Origin of the sequence: uncultured Ruegeria sp. (assembly GCF_947500045.1) — a bacterium.
In the GTDB taxonomy this organism is placed as follows: Bacteria; Pseudomonadota; Alphaproteobacteria; order Rhodobacterales; family Rhodobacteraceae; genus Ruegeria.
Window position 1 is genome coordinate 1 of record NZ_CANMQQ010000022.1, and the last position, 23,872, is coordinate 23,872.

At 55.6% G+C, this 23,872-nt stretch carries 17 protein-coding genes; 10 read left to right on the top strand and 7 right to left on the bottom strand.

Annotated elements, in window-relative coordinates; translation table 11 throughout:
• The first annotated feature begins 678 nt into the window (after positions 1-678).
• Positions 679-2,571, top strand: a complete 1,893-nt coding sequence (locus Q1B46_RS21750) for a DEAD/DEAH box helicase (RefSeq protein ID WP_299951941.1) — start codon at positions 679-681, stop codon at positions 2,569-2,571.
• Between the two features lie 139 nt (positions 2,572-2,710).
• On the opposite strand, the gene Q1B46_RS21755 is transcribed toward Q1B46_RS21750, so the two are convergent.
• From Q1B46_RS21755 to tnpB (Q1B46_RS22235), 6 genes are all read right to left on the bottom strand, one after another.
• Positions 2,711-2,962: a ParB N-terminal domain-containing protein gene (locus Q1B46_RS21755; RefSeq protein ID WP_299951943.1), complete on the bottom strand. Its 252-nt coding sequence runs from the start codon at positions 2,960-2,962 to the stop codon at positions 2,711-2,713.
• A gap of 335 nt (positions 2,963-3,297) precedes the next feature.
• Positions 3,298-4,287, bottom strand: a complete 990-nt coding sequence (locus Q1B46_RS21760) for a HupE/UreJ family protein (RefSeq protein WP_299951945.1) — start codon at positions 4,285-4,287, stop codon at positions 3,298-3,300.
• Complete coding sequence (locus Q1B46_RS21765; RefSeq protein WP_299951947.1) at positions 4,284-5,114, bottom strand: peptidylprolyl isomerase; 831 nt, start codon at positions 5,112-5,114, stop codon at positions 4,284-4,286. Before Q1B46_RS21765 ends, Q1B46_RS21760 begins: the two co-directional genes overlap by 4 nt.
• Before the next feature lie 158 nt (positions 5,115-5,272).
• The gene (locus Q1B46_RS21770) at positions 5,273-7,195 is read right to left on the bottom strand and encodes a DUF3604 domain-containing protein (protein WP_299951949.1); all 1,923 of its coding nucleotides are present in this window, start codon (positions 7,193-7,195) and stop codon (positions 5,273-5,275) included.
• Positions 7,196-7,524: 329 nt separating this feature from the next.
• Positions 7,525-7,659 (bottom strand): IS66 family insertion sequence element accessory protein TnpB, encoded by a 135-nt coding sequence (gene tnpB / locus Q1B46_RS21775; protein WP_299951951.1) that lies wholly within the window; start codon positions 7,657-7,659, stop codon positions 7,525-7,527.
• Positions 7,656-7,865 (bottom strand): IS66 family insertion sequence element accessory protein TnpB, encoded by a 210-nt coding sequence (tnpB, locus tag Q1B46_RS22235; RefSeq protein ID WP_366871618.1) that lies wholly within the window; start codon positions 7,863-7,865, stop codon positions 7,656-7,658. The genes tnpB (Q1B46_RS21775) and tnpB (Q1B46_RS22235) overlap by 4 nt, the downstream gene beginning before the upstream one ends.
• Before the next feature lie 552 nt (positions 7,866-8,417).
• Between tnpB (Q1B46_RS22235) and rplJ the strand changes: the two genes are divergently transcribed.
• From rplJ to Q1B46_RS21805, 6 genes are all read left to right on the top strand, one after another.
• On the top strand, positions 8,418-8,936 hold the full coding sequence (gene rplJ / locus Q1B46_RS21780) for a 50S ribosomal protein L10 (RefSeq protein ID WP_074737768.1): 519 nt from the start codon (positions 8,418-8,420) through the stop codon (positions 8,934-8,936).
• Between the two features lie 79 nt (positions 8,937-9,015).
• On the top strand, positions 9,016-9,390 hold the full coding sequence (rplL, locus tag Q1B46_RS21785) for a 50S ribosomal protein L7/L12 (protein WP_010441182.1): 375 nt from the start codon (positions 9,016-9,018) through the stop codon (positions 9,388-9,390).
• Positions 9,391-9,640: 250 nt separating this feature from the next.
• Positions 9,641-13,777: a DNA-directed RNA polymerase subunit beta gene (rpoB, locus tag Q1B46_RS21790; protein ID WP_299951954.1), complete on the top strand. Its 4,137-nt coding sequence runs from the start codon at positions 9,641-9,643 to the stop codon at positions 13,775-13,777.
• Positions 13,778-14,068 carry a hypothetical protein gene (locus Q1B46_RS21795; RefSeq protein ID WP_299951956.1) on the top strand — a complete coding sequence of 97 codons (291 nt, stop codon included), beginning with the start codon at positions 13,778-13,780 and terminating at the stop codon, positions 14,066-14,068. It abuts the gene before it with no gap.
• Positions 14,065-18,306, top strand: a complete 4,242-nt coding sequence (rpoC, locus tag Q1B46_RS21800; RefSeq protein WP_299669887.1) for a DNA-directed RNA polymerase subunit beta' — start codon at positions 14,065-14,067, stop codon at positions 18,304-18,306. The genes Q1B46_RS21795 and rpoC overlap by 4 nt, the downstream gene beginning before the upstream one ends.
• Before the next feature lie 371 nt (positions 18,307-18,677).
• Positions 18,678-19,547, top strand: coding sequence for a DMT family transporter (locus tag Q1B46_RS21805; protein WP_299951958.1), 870 nt, complete (start codon positions 18,678-18,680; stop codon positions 19,545-19,547).
• On the opposite strand, the gene Q1B46_RS21810 is transcribed toward Q1B46_RS21805, so the two are convergent.
• A complete protein-coding gene (locus Q1B46_RS21810; RefSeq protein WP_299951960.1) occupies positions 19,532-20,347 on the bottom strand; it encodes a putative rhamnosyl transferase in 816 nt (271 codons plus the stop codon). The genes Q1B46_RS21805 and Q1B46_RS21810 overlap by 16 nt on opposite strands.
• A 397-nt stretch (positions 20,348-20,744) precedes the next feature.
• Between Q1B46_RS21810 and rpsL the strand changes: the two genes are divergently transcribed.
• From rpsL to fusA, 3 genes are read left to right on the top strand one after another with little or no spacing between them, the layout of a single operon-like run.
• On the top strand, positions 20,745-21,116 hold the full coding sequence (rpsL, locus tag Q1B46_RS21815; RefSeq protein WP_005621086.1) for a 30S ribosomal protein S12: 372 nt from the start codon (positions 20,745-20,747) through the stop codon (positions 21,114-21,116).
• Positions 21,117-21,131: 15 nt separating this feature from the next.
• The gene (rpsG, locus tag Q1B46_RS21820) at positions 21,132-21,602 is read left to right on the top strand and encodes a 30S ribosomal protein S7 (RefSeq protein ID WP_008756926.1); all 471 of its coding nucleotides are present in this window, start codon (positions 21,132-21,134) and stop codon (positions 21,600-21,602) included.
• An 18-nt stretch (positions 21,603-21,620) separates the two neighbouring features.
• Positions 21,621-23,738: an elongation factor G gene (gene fusA / locus Q1B46_RS21825; RefSeq protein ID WP_299951962.1), complete on the top strand. Its 2,118-nt coding sequence runs from the start codon at positions 21,621-21,623 to the stop codon at positions 23,736-23,738.
• Positions 23,739-23,872 lie beyond the last annotated feature (134 nt).

Here is a 23,872-nt window from a genome sequence, read left to right on the forward strand (position 1 = left end):
CAAAGCGGCTTTCTTCATTCTGGGATGCTCCCCAACGCAAGCAATCCCGCAAGTTCCCCAACAAGTTCGATCGTATACTTCGCATCTTCCGAGATCAGCCTGATCTCCGACAAAAGACCGCGAATGATGGATCTCGCTTCAGCTTGAGACGATGATACGCGCAACGCCGTCATACTACCGCTGCAGCCCGCATTGCCGACATTTGCAGCGGTTGCAATGCATTTGGGTTCGCGAATTCACCAATCGTAGGTGGAACCGACCTTCGCTCTTGCGACTCCAAATGTATTATTGGGATCTTTTTACGACGATGTCTTGCCATGCACTTAATGAAGACACCGCGATCAGTTGAAACCAACGCCCCCTGCCAACGTTCACATATCGCCGTCCATTTTTCCGGAAACAGATACTGGCACAACTAATTGTATCTTTGTCTGTCATTTAGCGCTGCCGGATGAACGTGGAGCCCCAAGTTGAAACAGGATTTCTGTGGAGGAGATGCTTCTTCAGATATACTTGCTGCAAATCGACCGAATTGCTTGGTTGGTGGATTGCAGTGCTCAGCTGAGATTCATTACCGCTCTATACATCCAGCTCTTCTCTCGGTATGGACTGCGCTTCAACTTTGATCCGTGTGTCGAACGCTCCGAGCGTGACCACATCACCCCAGAGAATTGAGCGATGAAATCGACACTCGCAGATGCGCTTAAGCGCAAAGGATATGACACGCTGACCCCCGTCCAGGAGGCCGTGTCCGCACCGGACTTGCAGGGCCGGGACCTGTTGGTTTCAGCGCAGACCGGATCGGGGAAAACCATTGGATTTGGTTTGGCCATCGCACCAACCATTCTGAGCGATGCGCAGGTTTTCGATGCGGCAGGCGCACCTCTGGCGCTGGTCATTGCACCGACGCGGGAATTGGCACTGCAGGTCAAACGAGAACTGGGGTGGCTTTATCACGATGCTGGGGCTTTCATTGCGTCATGCGTCGGCGGCATGGATATGCGGGATGAACGCCGGGCACTGGCCCGAGGGGCACATATCGTGGTCGCGACACCGGGGCGGTTGCGCGATCATATCATGCGCGGCTCGATTGATTTGACAGCGGTGCGCGCCGTGGTCCTGGATGAAGCCGATGAAATGCTCGACCTTGGGTTTCGTGAAGATCTCGAGTTCATCCTCGAACAAACGCCAACAGACCGCCAAACGCTGTTGTTCTCGGCTACGGTTCCCCGCCCCATCACCGCTCTGGCCGCGCGGTACCAACGGGATGCCGAGCGGGTAAGCACTGTGAGTGAGCGGACGCAACACGCCGATATTGAATACCGTGCAATGAACGTGGCCCCCCGGGATGGTGAAAACGCAATCATTAACGTGCTGCGCTATTACGAGGCCCCGAACGCCATCGTCTTCTGCAACACGCGCGCCATGGTCAGTCGTATGACGGCCCGATTGTCAAACCGTGGATTTTCGGTTGTGGCCCTTTCCGGCGAGCTGTCCCAAACCGAACGATCCAACGCCTTGCAGGCCATGCGCGACGGTCGTGCCCGTGTCTGTGTGGCGACCGATGTCGCAGCGCGCGGGATTGACCTGCCGAACCTGGATCTGGTGATCCATGCCGAACTGCCTAACAGCCATGAAACGCTTTTGCATCGCTCAGGCCGGACCGGACGTGCAGGGCGCAAAGGAGTCAGTGCTCTGATCGTCGCGCCTGCGTCGTTCAAAAAGGCCCAGCGTCTGTTGAAATTCGCCAAACTCACGGCCGAATGGGGGCGTGCACCTTCTGCTGAAGAGATCAACGCGCAGGACTTGCAGCGGATGTTCGCATCGGACGACTGGCAGTCGAATGTCACCGAGACCGAGCGTGCATCAGTCGATGAACTGGTGGCAAGGTTCTCGCCGGAACAACTGGCTGCGGCCTATGTCCGTCAATACCAACAACGGCATTCCGCACCAGAAGAGTTAAGCGAAATCAAGGAAGCAGGGCCAAAGCCGAACGTACCCTTTGGGCCGAGTGTCTGGTTTTCGTTGTCGGAAGGGCGCAATGAAAATGCATCTCCGCGTCATATTCTACCCATGGTGTGCAAAGCGGGAAACCTCACCAAGGCAGATGTCGGCGCGATCCGTATCGCTGACGAAGAGAGCTATATCGAAATTCGCAAAAGCAGCGTTCCCGGGTTTTTAGACGCGATCGGACCGCAGATGAAGATCGAGGGTAAGAAAGATATCGTGCAGTTGGACACTGCCCCTGACTTTTCGAGATCTGAAAAGACAAACCCTAAGCGGGGCACAAAAGGCAAGAGAGGCCCAGAGAAGGCTGCAAACAAACCGAGCCGTCTTGTCGAACCCCAGCCTGCGAAAGCGCGAAAAAAGACTGCTCCAGATCCCTCTGAACAGGCCAAAGCTGACACCAAGCCCAGACGCAAAAGCGACGGCTCCAGCGGTCCGGGTAAAAAGCCAGCCCGTCGCCCAAAAGGCCCAACGCCACCCAAAGGTAAGCCAAGCAGCAAGAAAAACCGCGCACGCGCCGCCTCTGTAAAGGGCGGCAATGCTGCGCCAAGGCGCTCGAAATAAGTTGAAGTGTTTGCCACGGCCCTAAGCTGCCGTTCATCACTTGATCTTGCGCGGCGGCACGGCTTCCTCAGAACGGAGTTTCGCGTTCAGCGTATCAATTGGTTAGGTTCTCAGAATGACAACTGCAACTTGGATACATTCAGTGTAGTTGAGCGTGAACCAGATAGCCTTCGACTTCATCTTCACCAATAGCGCGCAAGGCTTCTAGCCGGTGATATCCTTCGACAAGAATGTAACCGCCGCCTTTATCGGCACGCAGACGAATGGGCGTGGTTTGGCCATTTTCCAGCATATCGTAAGCGATGCCTTCGACCTTGGCGGGGTCCAGAGTTTTTTTGCGTTTGAGCGGGATGCGAACGTCGGCAATGGCAAATTTTTCTTTGATAGGCATGATCTCAGCTTGCACGAATGCGCAGCGTTTAAGCAAGAACTTAGGCCGCAATATCCACCAATTTCTAAGTTTGTCTCATGATGCCATTAGTAGCTGCCTATGAATAGCGGCCATGAGTTCGTAAGTGACCGAACTATGAGTTAAGTCGAGGGCATGCCCGGCCTGCAGGCCGGGCGGGAAGCGCGGGCACACAAATAATGAACACTCTACTGAAGTGGGCGTTTGTGTGCGCGCAAGTTCATGCAGTTGCACCGCACGCGGTTGAATCTGCCCATTGCAATCAAGTTGCGCTTTGAGTCGATTTACCACCTCAACTCTGAGAGAACTGAGGCGCATCAAAATCCGTTAATGCGTTCTATGAACCAGTACATCGATACCGAACCGATGCCATAGGCGGTAGCAAGCGTTGCCGTTTGGCTGATCGGGAGCGCAACAGATCGCCAGGCTATAACCAGAACAGCCAAACTACCGACAAAACTCAGTTGTCCGGCCTCCACACCAAGGTTGAAGGCAAGCAAGGCTGCAGGAATATCGTTGGCAGGTAGTCCTATGTCGGCCAAAGCGCCTGCAAAACCAAGCCCATGCAAAAGCCCGAACCCGAAACAAACGATCCAGGGCTTCTGTTTTGAAAGCCGGGACCGACCTTCGCCCCCTTTTACGATCTCCATCGCTAGAAAAACGATAGAAAGCGCGATGACGGCCTCGACCGGTGGACCGGGAACGTTCAATACGCCAAACGTTGCCAGTGCCAGTGTTATCGAATGGGCAAGTGTGAAAGCTGTTACGGCACCCACCAACCTCCAGGGATCGCGCACCAGAATGAACAACGCGAAGACAAACAGCAGGTGGTCCCACCCTTCCAGTATGTGTTCAAATCCCAGTTGGAAATACGCGATGAAAACGGACCATGTGGTCTGTTCAGAAGGTATGTTCTGGACGGAGGTATCTGGGGTGAAACGAAGCGTTGTAGGCTCCGCCTGCAGGGGGTGTAAACGCACCAATACGTCGTTGTTTTGGACCGCCAGACCTTCAATCTCAATAGGTTGACCCGCGATACCCGCGCGGCACTCGACAACCCAAGAAGAAACCCAGGCTTTGCTATCGGAAACAGGGTCAGGGCCGCGCGCCGGGGTGCAGCCGTCCGGTAGCACCGCGTCAATCGACATTGGTTTGCCGTTCACATCGGGTTTGCGCCAGTGAACGCTCCAGGTGCCAGAAGCGATTTGGCGAATTTCCAGATATCCCGGATCAAGTGCATGCGCAGTGGCGTTTCCCGTGGGCCACGCAAACAGCAGAGCATACAATAAGCAGAGTATGACTTTCATTTGGCCCGACCTGAGAGATCGGGTGTTATGATCTCATAGTTATCGGCAAGAATCTCATATTGCGCTTCCGCCAGATCTTCGCTCATGGTGCGACGCCAATCCCTCAGCACAGCACTGTGAATCTCTGACAACGGAGGTATCCGGCTTGGTTCGATGGCCAGCACCTGAACCAGATGGACCCCGTAACCCGACAAGACCGGCCCCATCCACTGGCCTTCTTCGAGAGTTGCAAGACCTTCGGAAAAACCTATTCCAAAGACCGAGTCGATTACTCTCGTGGTGGTCAAAGGCATTGATACGGGCAGCAATGATGAGCCTTTCAAATCAGAAACTTCTTGTCCTGCGCGCAAGGCGGCCAGTGCTGCTTCAGTTTCGACCTCACTTGGCTTTTCACCAAGAAAAACCTGTGTAAAGGCCACCCTGTTAGGTGTTGCGTAGCGTTCCGGGTTTTGTTGGAGAAATCCATCTAGATCTTCATCTTCCGGAACGACCGATGTTGCAATCGCTTCAGTCAGAAAATCCATCTTTTGGCTCAAGCGCGACCTAATCACGCTATCTCCGCGATCGAGGCCAAGCTTTCTCGCTTCCCTAACCAGAACCTCTTCTCGAATTGATGCGTTGACCAACGCTTGCAGCTCAGCATCGCTTGGCGGACGTTTCCACCTTGTTTCGAATTGTACAGCTAACAGAGCGACGTCGTTTTCGCTTAACGTTATCGTCCCGAGATCTTCCACAGTCACATTGTCTGGCGATACAATGTGGAACCAAATGAAAATGGCTGCTCCAATCAGGAAGAAATGGAACAATGGTTCTTTCAGTAATCGCATGACGGCTCCTGAATGAAACGCGATCCGGTTCTATGTATCGATGCTGGCATCAACCAATTGAATTCTGCAAAAATTGTAGATCAAAGCGTTTCGCATAATCAATGAGAGCGTCGGCGTAGAATTTACCACCCCGTCTCCAATTACGTGCGTAGAAAACGTCACTCTGCCGGCGTGTACCATATCGGCGAAGAATACGCGCGTTCCTGATGCGTTAGTACTGCGTCTTCCGGTAATTCGGCACCAAACCTCAGTTTGTCGTACAGCACCCAACGCGGTGTTGGAATTTCGATGGCGCGTACGTAATAAAACGCTCGCGCATTCGGATCGAAATCAGGATCAGACCAAACGGTTACGAATTCAGCAGTTCCGATACTGTTGGTCCAACTGGCGGTTTCCACATCTACGGTGTTTCCAACCGCTGGGATCTTGCCGTTTTGATCGGCAACACGGTCGTTTGACCACGCAACGTCATAAACCTTTTCCTGCAATGCACCTTCGGAATCGAGCCATCCCTTAATCACCTGCACGCGGTCCAGATTGGCACCAACCGGGTCGCGCAGGGCAGCGATCAGGAAAGAGGGCGTGCTGTCACCTTCGCGAGGACGCATGTCGGAACCCATTGGAACGCCCTTGGTATAACCAACATCTGCAAGGAAGCGCGTTTCAACGTCGGCGTCATTGAAATCCCATCCGCCAAAGAACCGCAGGCCGATCCGGGGACCGGTTGTTGCATAAGTCTCACGTCGCTTGAACGCATCAAAGATTGAAGCACGTGTATTATCGGTTGCCCAAACTGCCGTGTATCCCGATGCGACAAGGAGGTCGCCGGGGATTTCACCCAGATCATTGGCGATGAAGGGGTGTTTGACCCTTGTGGCCGATGGTTCAACACTGACAGATTTTCCAAAGAAGTTGTCTTCTTCGGCAGTGGCCAGAGAGGTATGGCTGTCTGTCGCGCCGCCCATGCCGAACTTGTAAGGGTTCACACCGAACTTTTCTTCCAGCATCAAACCACGCTTCAGGGCCTCTCGGGCGTATTCCCCAGCCAACATGTCATCGGTTTTGAGCTCTGTTATGTCGAGGTTGCCGACGTCCCAGTTTTCGTAATCCGCGAATTCATCATCGGGGCTCAGGAAGGGGTGCGCTTCGCCGTCGCCTTTGATCTGAGTGACCTCATAGTGTGGCTCCCATTTCGCGCGGGCGGCTACATATTCCTCGTCAACCTTGCCGCCGTGATACGTGCCTTCGGTTGGAAACATCCATCCATTCGACAGGTTGCCGTTATGGGCAAAGGCAACTGCACGCCCGCCCGTTTTCTCTTGATACTCTTCAAGCCAAGCGTAGAGGGCCTTTGGGTCCGTGTCGCCGTACGGAGGCTGCGTGACCGGCGGCACCATTTGAAGTGCTCTGATGGGCCCATCGCGGAGCATCACGTTCCGATGCAGGTTGAAACCTTTCGGCACAGAGGTCCACTCGAAGCCAATAAAAGCCGTAAAGTTACCGGGATCATTGTGCTGCTCGGCTGCCTGTACAATGTGCTCCCAAGTAAAGGCAAAGGCGTCAGCCCCCGGGCTATAAGACTCCAGCAGGACTTCGGGCAGGGTCATTTGCGAGAAATTAGTGATGATGTCGAACGCCGCTTTACCGGCTTCTTCCCCACCTGCCTTGTAACCCTCGTACCACTCCAAACCTTTTGGATCGGCAATAACGCCCGGCTTGCCCGCTTGCAGGTCAGGGGCAAATCCCATCAGGTCTGTGTGGTCCGTGAGGACCATCCAATCCAACGGCCGAGCCAGCCTTACGGGTTGGCCCGTCGACGAAATCACCTGCTCACCCTTTGCGAAACGCCAAGCTTCGTCCGGTAGCAGGGTGTTCCCAAAGGCTCCGGCGTCTAAGGAAAGCCCTGTGTGAAGATGAGTGTCCCCCCAAAGCGGGCGTTCAGGAAAGGATCGGTTGGCATAGGGAGAGTACGGTTGGTCCGAGAACAAGCCTGCAGCAGCCTCTTCACTTGGTACAGCGTCAGCGATGACATTCGTGGGCGCCAATCCTACTGCAATAAAGCTTAACAACATACGAAACATTGTGACCTCCCAAATCAACTTTGTCCGTCGGTGTCGATGAATTACATCGCAACAACCTAATATTCGGATTTCTGTATATCATATCGAACCTCCTCTTTGAGAAAATTCTTGGCTTATGGTTTTGTGGCGGCGGCACAAGTAGAAGAAACAGTAGAAGAAGCCCGTATGACAACGGTTAGACAAGTCTTATCCTCAATCACTGGCATCAATTATGCGAATGGAGGCTGTGAAGATGCGATGTTGCTATGTGTGTATTTGCGGATGTCCAAAGCGGGTCGTATATATGCCATCGCGCAGTCGACATTGCTGCGCTTAGCTGTCACTTGCGACTATCGCGGCGTGACGCGTTTCCACTCAAGCTCCTCAAAAAGGGCTTCAAAACGGGACTTATTGATGCTGGAGACACCATCCTGCATTTGCGGCCACTCAAAGCCCCTATCTTCGATCCGCTTGTAGGTCATCATTCAGCCGGTTCCGTCCTAAATGATAAGCTTGCGCCGATCCGATCGTTGGAGCGAAAGATGAAGATGGCGATGCAAAAAGGATCGAGGTCAAAATCGTTCAGAATAATGGACACCAGTTCGTCCATGCCTATCCGGAATTCGACCGGCATGGTCGCAAGGTAGAATATGAATTTCCCAATCCATAGACGACAGCCATTCTTCCCCACGGGAATTGAGTAGCATTAGGCCTAAAGGGCTTTAGGGATATTTTAGTCGATTGCGAGCTTACCGAGCGTTTGAGAATTCATTGTGCCTGTATCCTTTTTGGAGGCATCATCAACCGCGAGGCGTTGTCAGATCAGGGGCAACTCAATGGGGCAGATGCAATGAGGACTTTGCGATTGAACTCTCGATACTTTCCTAATTTGCTGACACTCGGTCATTCAGGCTGAGGCTTGAATGAGTGTGATATTGATTGTTTGGATTAGTCCTATCGCTGCAATTTTACCCCTTGGAAACCCCGGCTATCTGCCCTAAGTAGACCTGCGGAACAAAGCGTGCGATTCGTCGTGCGCTTTATTTCGTTTCGTCCAAGACGGTGGGTGGTGTCATTTGGCCCCTTAATTCCCTGCCTGAGACGGGTAAGACCAAAGAATTCTGAGGGTCACGATCCTCGGGCGAATTTTGGCCCATCCCGTAACAACGGACCTGAACGCCGGAGCGCAAGCTGCGGCAAATATGAGCCGGGGTGAGGTATCGCCCCAAACTTGGAGAGAACTGTGGATAGAGCCCAGAAAGAGAAAGTGGTCGAGGAACTCGGCCAGATCTTCGAAAGCTCTGGCGTCGTAGTGGTTTCGCACTACGCCGGTCTGACAGTTGCCGAGATGCAGGACCTTCGCGCACGTGCTCGTGACGCGGGTGGTGCCGTGCGTGTTGCCAAGAACAGGCTTGCCAAAATCGCCCTCGACGGAAAGCCATGTGAAAGCATTGCTGACCTGCTGACGGGTATGACCGTTCTGACCTATTCCGAGGACCCCGTGGCAGCAGCCAAAGTGGCCGAGGACTTCGCCAAGGATAACAAGAATTTTGAAATTCTTGGTGGTGCAATGGGTGAGAATGCTCTGGACCGCAAAGGCGTCGAAACAGTTTCGAAAATGCCGTCTCGTGAAGAGCTTATTGCTTCGATCGTGGGCTGCATTGGCGCACCTGCTTCGAACATCGCCGGCGCGATTGGCGCACCTGCAAGCAACATCGCAAGCATCCTTTCCACCATCGAAGAGAAGGCGGAAGCTGCGTAAGCGGTTGGCACTGAATGATCTGCGTAGGGTGAACACCCTGACGTTGGAACACACACTGTAAACGGAAAGAGCTGATAAAATGGCTGATCTGAAAGCACTCGCAGAAAGCATCGTGGGTCTGACCCTGCTGGAAGCACAAGAACTGAAAACCATCCTCAAAGACGAGTACGGCATCGAGCCCGCAGCTGGCGGAGCCGTAATGGTTGCAGCCGGTGGCGACGCCGGTGGCGCAGCTGAGGAAGAAAAAACCGAATTCGACGTCGTTCTGAAGAACGCCGGCGCTTCGAAAATCAACGTGATCAAAGAAGTTCGCGGCATCACCGGTCTGGGCCTGAAAGAAGCCAAAGAACTGGTCGAAGCTGGCGGCAAGATCAAAGAAGGCGTGTCGAAAGACGAAGCCGAAGAAGTCAAAGGCAAGCTGGAAGCAGCTGGCGCCGAGGTCGAGCTGGCCTAAGCCAACCGACAGGTGCATCGCTGATGCGCCGCAAATTTTGGCTGGGCCCGGAGAAATCCGGGTCCAGCCGAACCTGTCTTAGAAAGAGCCTCAGTGTGTGGGGCGTTTTCTAAGACACGGTTTTCGGATCGGGAGGCCACCTTCGGGACGGTGGCCACGAATTGATCCGGACGTGTCGTCTCGTATGTGCAAGATGCCGGGGCCCGACGGTGTCTTTGCCCGCTGAGAACATCGAAAGGTGACATCTGACATGGCTCAATCGTTCCTTGGCCAGAAACGTCTTCGGAAATATTACGGCAAAATCCGCGAAGTGCTGGAGATGCCAAACCTCATTGAGGTACAGAAATCTTCTTATGATCTATTCCTGCGCTCTGGCGATGCTGATGTGCCCGCTGACGGCGAAGGTATCAAAGGTGTGTTCCAGTCGGTTTTCCCGATTAAGGATTTCAACGAAACCTCCGTTCTGGAGTTCGTGAAATACGATCTGGAAAAACCCAAATACGACGTCGAAGAGTGCATGCAGCGCGACATGACCTACAGCGCGCCGCTCAAGGTCACTCTGCGTTTGATCGTGTTTGATGTCGATGAGGATACCGGCGCCAAGTCGGTCAAGGACATCAAGGAACAGGACGTGTTCATGGGCGACATGCCCCTGATGACACCGAACGGGACATTCATCGTGAACGGCACCGAGCGTGTGATCGTGTCCCAGATGCACCGCTCACCCGGTGTGTTCTTTGACCACGACAAGGGCAAGACCCACTCCTCGGGCAAGCTGCTGTTTGCCTGCCGCATCATCCCGTATCGCGGCAGCTGGCTGGACTTTGAGTTCGACGCCAAGGACATCGTGTTCGCCCGTATCGACCGTCGCCGCAAACTGCCTGTGACAACCCTGCTGTATGCGCTGGGTCTGGATCAGGAAGCGATCATGGACGCGTATTACAACACCGTGTCCTACAAGCTGGACAAGAAGAAGGGGTGGGTCACTCCGTTCTTCCCCTCACGTGTGCGTGGCACCCGCCCGACCTATGATCTGATCGACGCAAAGTCCGGTGAAGTGATTGCCGAAGCAGGTAAGAAAGTCACCCCGCGTGCGGTTAAGAAACTGATCGATGAGGGTAACGTCACCGACCTGCTGGTTCCATTTGACAACATCGTTGGCAAGTTCGTCGCCAAAGACATCATCAACGAAGAAAACGGCGCGATCTATGTCGAAGCCGGTGATGAATTGACGCTGGAATACGACAAGGACGGCGAATTAATCGGCGGCACCGCGAAAGAGCTGATCGACGCGGGCGTCACCGACATTCCGGTGCTGGACATCGACAACGTCAATGTCGGCCCCTACATGCGCAACACCATGGCTGCGGACAAAAACATGGGTCGCGACACCGCGCTGATGGACATCTACCGCGTCATGCGTCCGGGTGAACCACCCACCGTCGAAGCAGCCTCGGCCCTGTTCGAAACGCTGTTCTTCGACAGCGAGCGTTACGACCTGTCTGCCGTTGGTCGCGTGAAAATGAACATGCGCCTGGCTCTGGATGCGCCCGACACGCTGCGCACCCTGCGCCGCGAAGACATTGTGGCCTGCATCAAGGCGCTGGTGGAACTGCGTGACGGTAAAGGTGACATCGACGATATCGACCACCTCGGCAACCGCCGTGTGCGTTCGGTCGGCGAACTGATGGAAAACCAGTACCGCGTTGGCCTGCTGCGCATGGAACGCGCGATCAAAGAGCGTATGTCGTCGGTCGAGATCGACACTGTCATGCCGCAGGACCTGATCAACGCGAAACCGGCTGCTGCAGCCGTTCGTGAATTCTTCGGCTCGTCGCAGCTGTCGCAGTTCATGGACCAGACCAACCCGCTGTCGGAAGTCACCCACAAACGCCGTCTCTCGGCGCTTGGCCCCGGTGGTCTGACGCGTGAGCGTGCAGGCTTTGAGGTTCGTGACGTGCACCCGACCCACTATGGTCGGATGTGTCCGATTGAAACGCCCGAAGGTCCAAACATCGGTCTGATCAACTCGCTGGCCACCTTTGCGCGCGTGAACAAGTATGGCTTCATCGAAACACCATACCGCGTTGTCAAAGACGCCGAGGTGACCGATGAGGTTCACTACATGTCCGCGACCGAGGAAATGCGTCACACCGTGGCGCAGGCGAACGCGACGCTGGATGCAGATGGCAAGTTCATCAACGATCTGGTCTCGACCCGTCAGTCCGGCGACTACACGCTCGCCCCACGCGAGAATGTGGACCTGATCGACGTGAGCCCGAAACAGTTGGTGTCGGTCGCTGCATCGCTGATCCCGTTCCTTGAAAATGACGACGCTAACCGCGCCCTGATGGGTTCGAACATGCAACGTCAGGCGGTTCCGCTGCTGCGCGCCGAAGCGCCGCTGGTTGGTACCGGTATCGAGGAAAAGGTTGCCATCGACTCAGGCGCTGCGATTCAGGCGAAACGTGCCGGTATCATCGACCAGGTCGATGCCCAACGTATCGTTATTCGTGCTACCGAGGATCTCGAACTGGGCGACGCGGGTGTTGACATCTACCGTCTGCGCAAATTCCAGCGGTCGAACCAGAACACCTGCATCAACCAGCGTCCGCTGGTCAAAGTGGGTGACACCGTCATGAAAGGCGAGGTTGTTGCCGATGGTCCGTCCACCGATATCGGTGAACTGGCCCTGGGTAAGAACGTGGTCGTCGCGTTCATGCCCTGGAATGGCTACAACTACGAAGACTCGATCCTGATCTCGGAACGTATCGCGCGCGATGACGTCTTTACTTCGGTTCACATCGAGGAATTCGAAGTCGCCGCCCGTGATACCAAACTGGGTCCGGAAGAGATCACCCGCGACATCCCGAACGTCGGTGAAGAAGCGCTGCGCAACCTCGACGAGGCTGGCATCGTTTACATCGGTGCGGATGTTGAGCCGGGCGATATTCTGGTCGGCAAGATCACTCCGAAGGGCGAAAGCCCGATGACCCCGGAAGAAAAGCTGCTGCGCGCCATCTTTGGTGAAAAAGCATCTGACGTGCGCGATACTTCGCTGCGCGTGAAGCCGGGCGATTACGGTACGGTCGTCGAGGTTCGTGTCTTCAACCGTCACGGTGTGGAAAAAGACGAGCGTGCGCTGCAGATCGAGCGTGAGGAAGTCGAACGTCTGGCCCGTGACCGGGACGACGAGCTGGCGATTCTTGATCGTAACATCTATGCGCGTCTGCAAGGCCTGATCCTGGGTAAAACCGCTGTCAAAGGCCCGAAAGGCGTCAAGCCTGGGTCGGCAATCACCGAGGACCTGCTGGAAACTCTGACCCGTGGTCAGTGGTGGCAGCTGGCGCTGGAAGACGAGAAAGATGCGCAAATCGTCGAAGCTCTGAACGAGCAATACGAAGTGCTTAAGCGCGCTCTGGATGCACGTTTCGAAGACAAGGTCGAAAAAGTCCGCCGTGGTGACGATCTGCCGCCGGGCGTGATGAAGATGGTCAAAGTCTTCATCGCTGTGAAGCGTAAGCTTCAGCCGGGTGACAAGATGGCCGGTCGTCACGGGAACAAAGGTGTGATTTCCAAGGTTGTTCCGATGGAAGACATGCCGTTCCTGGCAGATGGTACGCCGGTTGACTTCTGTCTGAACCCGCTGGGTGTACCTTCGCGTATGAACGTCGGTCAGATCCTTGAAACCCACATGGGTTGGGCTGCGCGCGGTCTGGGTCTGAACATCGATGACGCTCTGGGTGAATACCGCCGTTCCGGCGACCTGACCCCAGTTCGCGAAGCGATGAAACTGGCCTATGGCGAAGATGTCTACGAAGAAGGCATTGTCGGCATGGACGAGGATCACCTGATCGAGGCTGCGGGCAACGTGACCCGTGGTGTTCCGATCGCGACCCCGGTCTTTGACGGTGCCAAAGAGGCTGACGTCAACGACGCGTTGGTGCGTGCGGGCTTCTCGCAAAGTGGTCAGTCGATCCTGTTCGACGGTCGTACGGGTGAGCAATTCGCTCGTCCGGTGACCGTGGGCATCAAGTATCTGCTGAAACTGCACCACCTTGTGGATGACAAAATCCACGCACGTTCGACCGGGCCCTACAGCCTGGTTACCCAGCAGCCGCTGGGTGGTAAGGCGCAGTTCGGTGGTCAGCGCTTTGGTGAGATGGAAGTCTGGGCTCTGGAAGCTTACGGCGCCGCCTACACCCTGCAGGAGATGCTCACCGTTAAATCGGATGACGTCGCCGGCCGGACCAAGGTTTATGAGTCGATCGTCAAGGGCGAGGATAACTTTGAAGCGGGCGTACCGGAATCGTTCAACGTTCTGGTTAAAGAAGTCCGTGGTCTCGGCCTGAATATGGAACTCCTGGATGCGGAGGAAGATGGGTAAATGCAGCTGAAACGGCTCGCTATCTCTGCGGCTTTGCTCGGCGCGGGTTTTCTGGCAGGTACCTTTGCCAGCACCCGTCAGACTGAGTTGGTGCTGAATTACAGAGATGGCGTGCTGGTTGGTGGAACAGTTAAGAACGAGCTTATTGGCTCATTCGTTTCCGCCGACAAGATCGCGACAGCTGCGTGTCGCACTCAAACCGACCTTCTGAATTTTGACATTACACACGCAATTCTGACGACTTCCAAGTATCAGTTTGACTGTGTGGAACCTGGAAAGGATGCCTCATGAACCAGGAAATCACCAATAACCCGTTCAACCCGCTGACGCCGCCGAAAGTCTTTGACGAAATCAAAGTCTCATTGGCGAGCCCTGAGCGGATTCTGTCTTGGTCCTATGGCGAGATCAAGAAACCCGAAACCATCAACTACCGGACGTTCAAGCCTGAACGTGACGGTCTGTTCTGCGCACGTATCTTTGGCCCGATCAAAGATTACGAATGTCTGTGCGGCAAATATAAGCGGATGAAGTATCGCGGCGTTGTCTGCGAGAAATGCGGTGTGGAAGTCACCCTGCAGAAAGTCCGCCGCGAGCGTATGGGCCATATCGAACTGGCAGCACCCGTCGCGCATATCTGGTTCCTGAAATCGCTGCCGTCCCGCATCGGTCTGATGCTGGACATGACGCTGCGCGATCTGGAACGTGTTCTGTACTTTGAAAACTACGTTGTCATCGAGCCGGGTCTGACTGACCTTTCTTACGGCCAGATGCTGAACGAAGAAGAGTACATGGACGCGCAAGATGTCTATGGCATGGATGCGTTCACGGCCAATATCGGTGCCGAGGCCATCCGTGAGATGCTGGCCCAGATCGATCTGGAAGCCGAAGCCGAGCAGCTGCGCGCTGATCTGGCCGAAGCAACTGGTGAGTTGAAGCCCAAGAAGATCATCAAGCGTCTGAAGGTTGTTGAATCCTTCCTCGAGTCCGGCAACCGGCCTGAGTGGATGGTCATGACCGTAATCCCGGTCATTCCGCCGGAACTGCGACCGCTGGTTCCGCTGGATGGTGGCCGTTTTGCGACCTCGGATCTGAACGATCTGTATCGCCGCGTCATCAACCGGAACAACCGTCTGAAGCGTCTGATCGAACTGCGCGCGCCTGACATCATCGTCCGCAACGAAAAGCGGATGCTGCAGGAATCCGTGGATGCCTTGTTCGACAATGGCCGTCGTGGCCGCGTGATCACCGGTGCCAACAAGCGTCCGCTGAAATCGCTGTCGGACATGCTGAAAGGGAAACAGGGTCGCTTCCGTCAGAACCTTCTGGGGAAACGCGTCGATTTCTCGGGCCGTTCGGTCATTGTGACCGGCCCGGAACTCAAGCTGCACCAGTGTGGCCTGCCCAAGAAGATGGCGCTGGAACTGTTCAAGCCGTTCATCTACTCACGCCTTGAAGCCAAGGGTCTGTCTTCGACTGTCAAGCAGGCGAAGAAACTGGTCGAGAAAGAGCGTCCCGAAGTTTGGGATATCCTCGACGAGGTGATCCGCGAACACCCTGTCATGCTGAACCGTGCGCCGACGCTGCACCGTCTCGGTATCCAGGCGTTTGAGCCGGTTCTGATCGAAGGTAAAGCCATCCAGCTGCACCCGCTGGTCTGTTCGGCGTTTAACGCCGACTTCGACGGTGACCAGATGGCCGTTCACGTCCCGCTAAGCCTTGAGGCCCAGCTGGAAGCGCGTGTTCTGATGATGTCGACGAACAACGTTCTGTCGCCTGCAAACGGCGCGCCGATCATCGTTCCGTCGCAGGATATGATCCTGGGTCTGTACTATGTGACCCTGGAACGCGAAGGCATGCCGGGTGAAGGCAAGGTCTTTGGTTCGATTGACGAAGTCCAGCACGCGCTGGACGCCGGTGAAGTGCATCTGCACACCAAAATCACCGCGCGGATCGCGCAGATCGACGACGAAGGCAATGAAGTTCAGAAGCGTTTCGAGACCACTCCGGGTCGTCTGCGCCTGGGTGCCTTGCTGCCGATGAACAACAAGGCCCCGTTCGAACTGGTCAACCGTCTGCTGCGGAAGAAAGAAGTGCAGCAGGTGATCGACACCGTCTACCGTTACTGCGGTCAGAAAGAGTCGGTTATTTTCTGTGACCAGATCATGTCGATGGGCTTCAAAGAGGCGTTCAGGGCAGGCATCTCGTTCGGTAAGGACGATATGGTTATCCCGGACGACAAGTGGGGCATCGTCGATGAAACCCGCGGTCAGGTGAAGGACTTTGAACAGCAGTACATGGACGGCCTGATCACTCAGGGCGAAAAGTACAACAAAGTTGTCGATGCCTGGTCGAAGTGTAACGACCGCGTGACTGAGGCGATGATGAGTACGATCTCGTCATCGGAGCGGGCAGCGAATGGTTCCGAACAAGAGCCGAACTCGGTCTACATGATGGCCCACTCGGGCGCGCGTGGCTCGGTCACTCAGATGAAGCAGCTGGGCGGTATGCGCGGCCTGATGGCCAAGCCGAATGGCGACATCATCGAGACGCCGATCATCTCAAACTTTAAGGAAGGTCTGACCGTTCTCGAGTACTTCAACTCGACCCACGGTGCCCGTAAGGGTCTGTCGGATACGGCCTTGAAGACGGCGAACTCGGGCTACCTGACCCGTCGTCTGGTCGACGTGGCGCAGGACTGCATCGTTCGTGAGATCGACTGTGGTACCGAACGCGCGATCACTGCCGAAGCTGCCGTCAACGATGGTGAGGTTGTATCTTCGCTGGCTGAACGTGTGCTGGGCCGTGTGTCTGCCGATGACGTTCTGCGTCCGGGAACGGACGAAGTACTGGTCGCTGCAGGTCAGCTGATCGACGAACGTATGGCCGATATCATCGATGAAGCCGCTGTTGCGTCGATGCGCATCCGTTCACCTCTGACCTGTGAGTCTGAGGAAGGCGTCTGCGCGACCTGCTACGGTCGTGACCTTGCGCGTGGCACCATGGTGAACACGGGTGAAGCTGTCGGCATCATCGCCGCCCAGTCCATCGGTGAACCCGGTACGCAGCTGACGATGCGGACTTTCCACATCGGCGGTGTTGCTCAAGGTGGTCAGCAGTCGTTCCAGGAAGCCAGCCAGGACGGTGTCATTTCGTTCGAGAACCCGCAGATTCTGGTCAATACCGCAGGCGAAAGCCTGGTCATGGGCCGGAACATGAAGCTGGTGATCAAGGACGAGCACGGTGAAGAGCGTTCCAGCCACAAGCTGAGCTATGGCTCGAAGCTGTTCGTCAAGGATGGCACTAAGGTGGCTCGTGGTGACAAGCTGTACGAATGGGATCCCTACACCCTGCCGATCATCGCCGAAAAGGCCGGTACCGCGAAATACGTCGACCTTGTTTCGGGCATCGCTGTCCGGGATGAGACCGACGACGCGACCGGCATGACCCAGAAGATCGTGATCGACTGGCGCGCCGCCCCCAAAGGCAGCGACCTCAAGCCCGAGATCATTCTGGTCGGTGAAGATGGCGAACCGGTCCGCAACGATGCGGGCAACCCGGTTCACTATCCGATGTCGGTGGATGCGATCCTGTCGATCGAAGATGGTCAGCAGATCGAAGCCGGTGACGTTGTCGCGCGTATCCCGCGTGAAGGCGCCAAGACCAAGGACATCACCGGTGGTCTGCCGCGTGTGGCCGAACTGTTCGAAGCTCGTCGTCCGAAAGATCACGCAATCATTGCAGAAGCCGATGGTTACGTGCGCTTTGGCCGCGACTACAAGAACAAGCGGCGCATCAGCATCGAACCGGCTGACGAGTCCATGGAGACCATCGAGTACATGGTGCCCAAGGGCAAGCACATCCCGGTCGCCGAAGGGGACTTCATCCAGAAGGGTGAATACCTGATGGACGGTAACCCGGCTCCGCATGACATCCTGTCCATCATGGGTGTCGAAGCGCTGGCGGATTACATGATCGACGAAGTGCAGGATGTTTATCGTCTGCAAGGCGTGAAGATCAACGACAAGCACATCGAGGTCATCGTGCGTCAGATGCTGCAGAAGTGGGAGATCCTGGATTCAGGCGATACCACCCTGCTGAAAGGCGAACATGTCGACAAACAAGAGTTTGACGCAGCCAACGAGAAGACCCTCTCGCGTGGTGGTCGTCCGGCTCAGGGCGAACCGATCCTCTTGGGGATCACCAAAGCCTCGCTGCAGACTCGGTCGTTCATCTCGGCGGCGTCGTTCCAGGAAACCACCCGCGTTCTGACCGAGGCTTCGGTTCAGGGCAAGAAAGACAAGCTGGTCGGTCTGAAAGAGAACGTCATCGTTGGTCGCCTGATCCCAGCCGGTACCGGTGGGGCCACTCAGGCCGTTCGCCACATCGCGCAGTCGCGTGACAACGTGGTCATCGAAGCCCGCCGGGAAGAGGCCGAAGCCGCCGCGGTTCTGGCCGCGCCGACATTCGACGACGACATGGTGGGTGACGAGCTGGACGATCTGGTGGAAACACCGGAAAGCCGCGAGTAACCGTACCGCTCATAAGAAGCAAAGGGGCTCAGCTAATTGCTGGGCCCTATTTATTTTGTAAAGTTGTTGATGTTTGCGTCACCGATTTGCCCCTGCCCGACCAAGCAATGTGGCGCCTTCGAAGACAGCGAGGCCGGTACACAAGCCGCGCTTGCTTCAGGGGTACAATCTGTTCAAGTGCCGGATTTGATTGCCCCAACCAATGAGTTGAAAGGGAACGGGCATATTATTGCGGTCACCTTGTTGAAAGGGGCATAGCAGACTGGCCTTGCTAGCTGAGAAGTCGCTGCGCCGGACGAGGATCAATTGTTGACGCCGCATCAAGTTCTAAGACTAATGCATCGACTGTTGCATGATTAGGCCAAAGTAACATGACACCAAATATAAGGGGCGCGTTGCTGATGATGGGCAGTATGGCTGCCTTTACGATCAACGATACGCTGGTGAAAGTGGTTGGGCAGGACATGCCCCTGTTCCAGTTGGTGGCCACGCGCGGTGTGTTGGCGACAGTCCTGGTGTTTTTACTGGCGCGCCATCTTGGGGCGCTGCATCTGAATTTTTCGCGCCATGACAAGTGGCTGGTGGTTCTTCGGTGCGTTGCGGAACTGTCTGTGACTTTCTTTTTTCTGACAGCACTGATGCACATGCCCTTGGCCAATGTGACAGCGGTGATGCAAGCACTGCCGTTGGCAGTAACGCTGGGGGCCGTGCTGTTTTTTCGAGAAGCCATCAGATGGCGAAGGATCGCCGCGATTGCGATGGGATTTACTGGCATGTTATTGATCGTTCGCCCCGGCCCGGATGGTTTCAGCATCTACGCGATCTATGCACTGGTCGCGGTCGTCTCGGTCACGGCCCGTGATCTGATCACACGGCGCATGTCAGCTGAGGTGCCGTCGATGGTCGTGACTTTGGCAACATCGCTTTCGATCACACTGGTCGCGACGGCCGTATCCCTGTTCGAGGGGTGGGTGCCGGTTTCAACCACATCGGGTGTGATGGTCGCCAGCGCTGCAGTGTTTGTTCTGGTGGGTTATATTTTCAGTGTCATGGTGATGCGCGTCGGAGAAGTTGGATTTGTCGCGCCATTTCGGTACTCCAGCCTGCTTTGGGCGCTGGGGCTTGGGTGGGCGGTGTTTGGCGACTGGCCTGATGCAGTTACTTTACTGGGCGCGGCTTTGGTCGTTGGTGCAGGGATGTTCACTCTGTTTCGCGAGAGGTCTCGTCAACCAGTGGACTGAAATCGACGCCCCACATCCGGGCCAATTGCAAAACGCGTGGCAAACTCGTTCTCGATGTCAGGCGTTATTGGCGCAAGCTGCGATTTCTGCTTCCCCGCACGAGGCGAGTCGTTCGAGTTGTTCAGGGACCTGATCCACATCGGGCGATCCGGATAGGTGATGACTGGCATGAAACGTCCGATCCGGTTGTGGGTGAAACTTATGATTGTGTGCGTACTTCCGCCTGCGACAAGCATGCCCAGACCCACCCCAAGCAGCGATTTATAGACCTGCGCCGCCTGAATGCCCTCGGGTCCAAAGCTGGCCTGATAACCATTGTTGAAATCTATGCCGATGGCCTGATTTTTCCTGACCAATCCAGCGCCATCCTCGGCGGCTTCACAGAGCCGTTCTATGAAATCAATGGAAACGCCGTCGTCGTCATCATGACGGAATTGAAGGCAAGGTTGGTCTGGTTGCAAGCGCGCGCCCTGCAGGATTTGCTTCATGACCTGCCGATGTTTCTGGTTTGGATCGACAGCTCGTTGAATGATCTGCACCTGTCGGATATCCGCGGTCAGATCATTGAGCCGGTCAAAAGCGTCCCCCGGCAGGCATTCCCCCACGACGATCAGAAGCTGAAAGTCCTCATTTGTCTGCGCACGAAAGCTGGGCAAAACCACGGTTTCAAACAGACGAAACCGCTCTGCCAAACGGGTGGGGTTGTATAAATGGTGGCGTCGGTCTTCGATCGTGTTGTGTTCGATCTGGAAATCGCCCAGGGCGGGGTATGAAAATCGGCACAGGCCAATGACTTGCATGGATCATCCAATGGATAGCGGAACCAGCCCACTATGCACCCGGTGCGTGGGTGCCGCAATGTAGCAGCGTTGCAGAAGCATCAATTCGTTCGGGCAAGGCATGCGGCGCGTCAATGCTCGTCACGCCTTTCCCGAACGGCTGTTGACACTTGGTCCGACTCCCCCTATTACGCGCGTCATCTCGGTACCGGGGGCCGCCCCATAACCGATTTCAGTAATGAACTGGTCAAGGCCCGGACACTTTTATCGTTCGCGCCCTCTGATAACAAACCGCGACGTTCACCTCGGAATGGGAACGCTCGCGGGTTTTGCGCTTGTGGACGCATGAGTGCAGCGAATTTAACCGCACGCAACCGCGTGCATGTCATATGTGTTGCAAAACGGGGATATAACCGGAATGCCAACGATCCAACAGCTGATCCGCAAGCCGCGCCAGCCTAAAGTAAAACGCTCGAAGTCGATGCACCTGGAGCAGTGCCCGCAGAAACGCGGCGTCTGCACACGTGTTTACACCACCACGCCTAAGAAGCCGAACTCGGCTATGCGTAAGGTTGCCAAAGTGCGCCTGACCAACGGGTTCGAGGTGATCTCGTACATCCCAGGTGAAAGCCACAACCTGCAGGAACACTCGGTTGTTCTGATCCGTGGCGGTCGTGTAAAAGACCTTCCCGGTGTCCGTTACCACATCCTGCGTGGTGTTCTGGATACCCAAGGCGTCAAAGACCGTAAGCAACGTCGTTCGAAGTACGGCGCGAAGCGTCCCAAATAAGAAGGAGAGGCTGATATGTCACGTCGTCACGCCGCTGAAAAACGCGAAGTCCTGCCTGACGCCAAATTTGGCGATAAGGTACTGACAAAATTCATGAACAACCTGATGATCGACGGTAAAAAGTCGGTTGCAGAGCGCATCGTTTACAACGCTTTTGACCGCGTTGAAGGCAAGATCAAGCGCGCACCTGTCGAAGTGTTCCACGAAGCGCTCGACAACATCAAACCGTCGGTCGAGGTTCGCTCGCGCCGGGTTGGTGGTGCAACCTATCAGGTTCCGGTCGAAGTGCGCCCCGAGCGCCGCGAAGCACTGGCCATCCGCTGGCTGATCACTGCTGCGCGTGGCCGCAACGAAAACACCATGGAAGAGCGCCTTGCGGGCGAGCTGCTGGACGCCGTACAGTCCCGCGGTACTGCCGTTAAAAAGCGCGAAGACACCCACAAGATGGCCGAGGCGAACAAAGCCTTCAGCCATTACCGTTGGTAATTCCAGAGGCTTATCAAAATGGCACGCGAATATACACTTAATCACTACCGTAACTTCGGTATCATGGCGCATATCGATGCAGGTAAAACCACCTGCTCGGAACGCATCCTGTATTACACCGGCAAATCCCACAACATTGGTGAGGTGCACGACGGTGCCGCCACCATGGACTGGATGGAGCAGGAGCAGGAACGTGGCATCACCATCACGTCGGCTGCGACCACCACTTTCTGGGAACGCACCGAAGACGGCGAAAACGCTGACTCGCCCAAGCACCGCCTGAACATCATCGACACCCCCGGCCACGTTGACTTCACCATCGAAGTTGAACGCTCGCTGGCGGTTCTCGACGGTGCCGTTTGTGTTCTGGACGCAAACGCCGGTGTTGAGCCCCAGACCGAAACCGTGTGGCGTCAGGCTGACCGCTACAAGGTTCCGCGCATGGTGTTCGTCAACAAGATGGACAAGATCGGCGCCGACTTCTTTAACTGCGTTGCAATGATCGAAGACCGTACCGGCGCACGTGCTGTTCCGGTTGGCATTCCGATCGGTGCAGAAACCGAGCTGGAAGGCCTGATCGACCTGGTCACCATGGAAGAATGGCTGTGGCAGGGCGAAGACCTGGGTGCAAGCTGGGTCAAAGCACCGATCCGTGACAGCCTGAAAGACATGGCTGACGAATGGCGCGGTAAGATGATCGAAGCGGCCGTCGAAATGGACGACGACGCGATGATGGAATACCTGGAAGGCAATGAGCCCGACGTTCCGACCCTGCGCGCCTTGCTGCGTAAAGGTACTTTGGAAATCGCGTTTGTTCCGGTCCTGGGTGGTTCTGCGTTCAAAAACAAAGGTGTTCAACCTTTGCTCAACGCTGTGATCGACTATCTGCCCAGCCCGCTGGACGTTGTTGATTACATGGGCTTCAAACCCGGTGACGAAGAAGAAACCCGTAACATCGCCCGCCGCGCGGATGATGACATGGCGTTCTCGGGTCTGGCGTTCAAAATTATGAACGACCCCTTTGTTGGTTCGCTGACCTTTACCCGCATCTACTCGGGTACTCTGGCCAAAGGCGACACGCTTCTGAACTCGACCAAGGGTAAGAAAGAGCGTATCGGCCGTATGATGATGATGCACTCGAATGACCGTGAGGAAATCACGGAAGCATTCGCGGGCGACATCATCGCACTGGCAGGTCTGAAAGACACCACCACGGGTGACACCCTGTGTGCGACCGGTGATCCGGTGGTTCTGGAAACCATGACCTTCCCCGATCCGGTGATCGAGATCGCGGTTGAGCCGAAAACCAAGGCTGACCAGGAAAAAATGAGCCAGGGTCTGGGCCGTTTGGCCGCCGAAGACCCCTCCTTCCGTGTGGAGACTGATCTGGAATCAGGTCAGACCATCATGAAAGGCATGGGCGAACTTCACCTGGACATCCTGATTGACCGTCTCAAGCGTGAATTCAAGGTTGAAGCGAACATTGGTGCGCCGCAGGTGGCCTATCGCGAGACCATCGGTCACGAAGCCGAGATCGTTTACACCCACAAGAAACAGTCGGGTGGTTCGGGTCAGTTCGCTGAGGTGAAGATGATCATCACCCCAACAGAGCCGGGCGAAGGTTATTCGTTTGAATCTCGTGTTGTTGGTGGTTCGGTGCCCAAGGAATATATCCCGGGCGTTGAAAAAGGCATCAGATCCGTCATGGATAGCGGCCCGCTGGCTGGCTTCCCCGTGATCGACTTCAAGGTTGCCCTGATCGAAGGTAAATACCACGACGTGGACTCCTCGGTTCTGGCCTTTGAGATCGCGGCGCGTATGGGTATGCGTGAAGGCATGCGCAAAGCGGGTGCGAAACTGCTTGAGCCGATCATGAAGGTCGAAGTGATCACTCCGGAAGAATACACCGGCGGTATCATCGGCGATCTGACATCGCGTCGGGGACAGGTTTCCGGTCAGGAAAACCGTGGCAACGCCATCGCGATCGACGCGTTTGTGCCGCTGGCCAACATGTTCGGCTACATCAACACCTTGCGTTCGATGTCGTCTGGCCGTGCCCAGTTCACCATGCAGTTCGACCACTACGATCCGGTTCCGCAGAACATCTCGGACGAGATTCAGGCGAAATACGCATAAGCGAAATCAGGGAAGGGGCGTTCGACCTCTTCCCTTTCTCAATAACAGGAGGCCATCATGGCAAAGGAAAAGTTTGAGCGTAATAAGCCGCACGTCAACATTGGAACGATTGGCCACGTTGACCACGGCAAGAC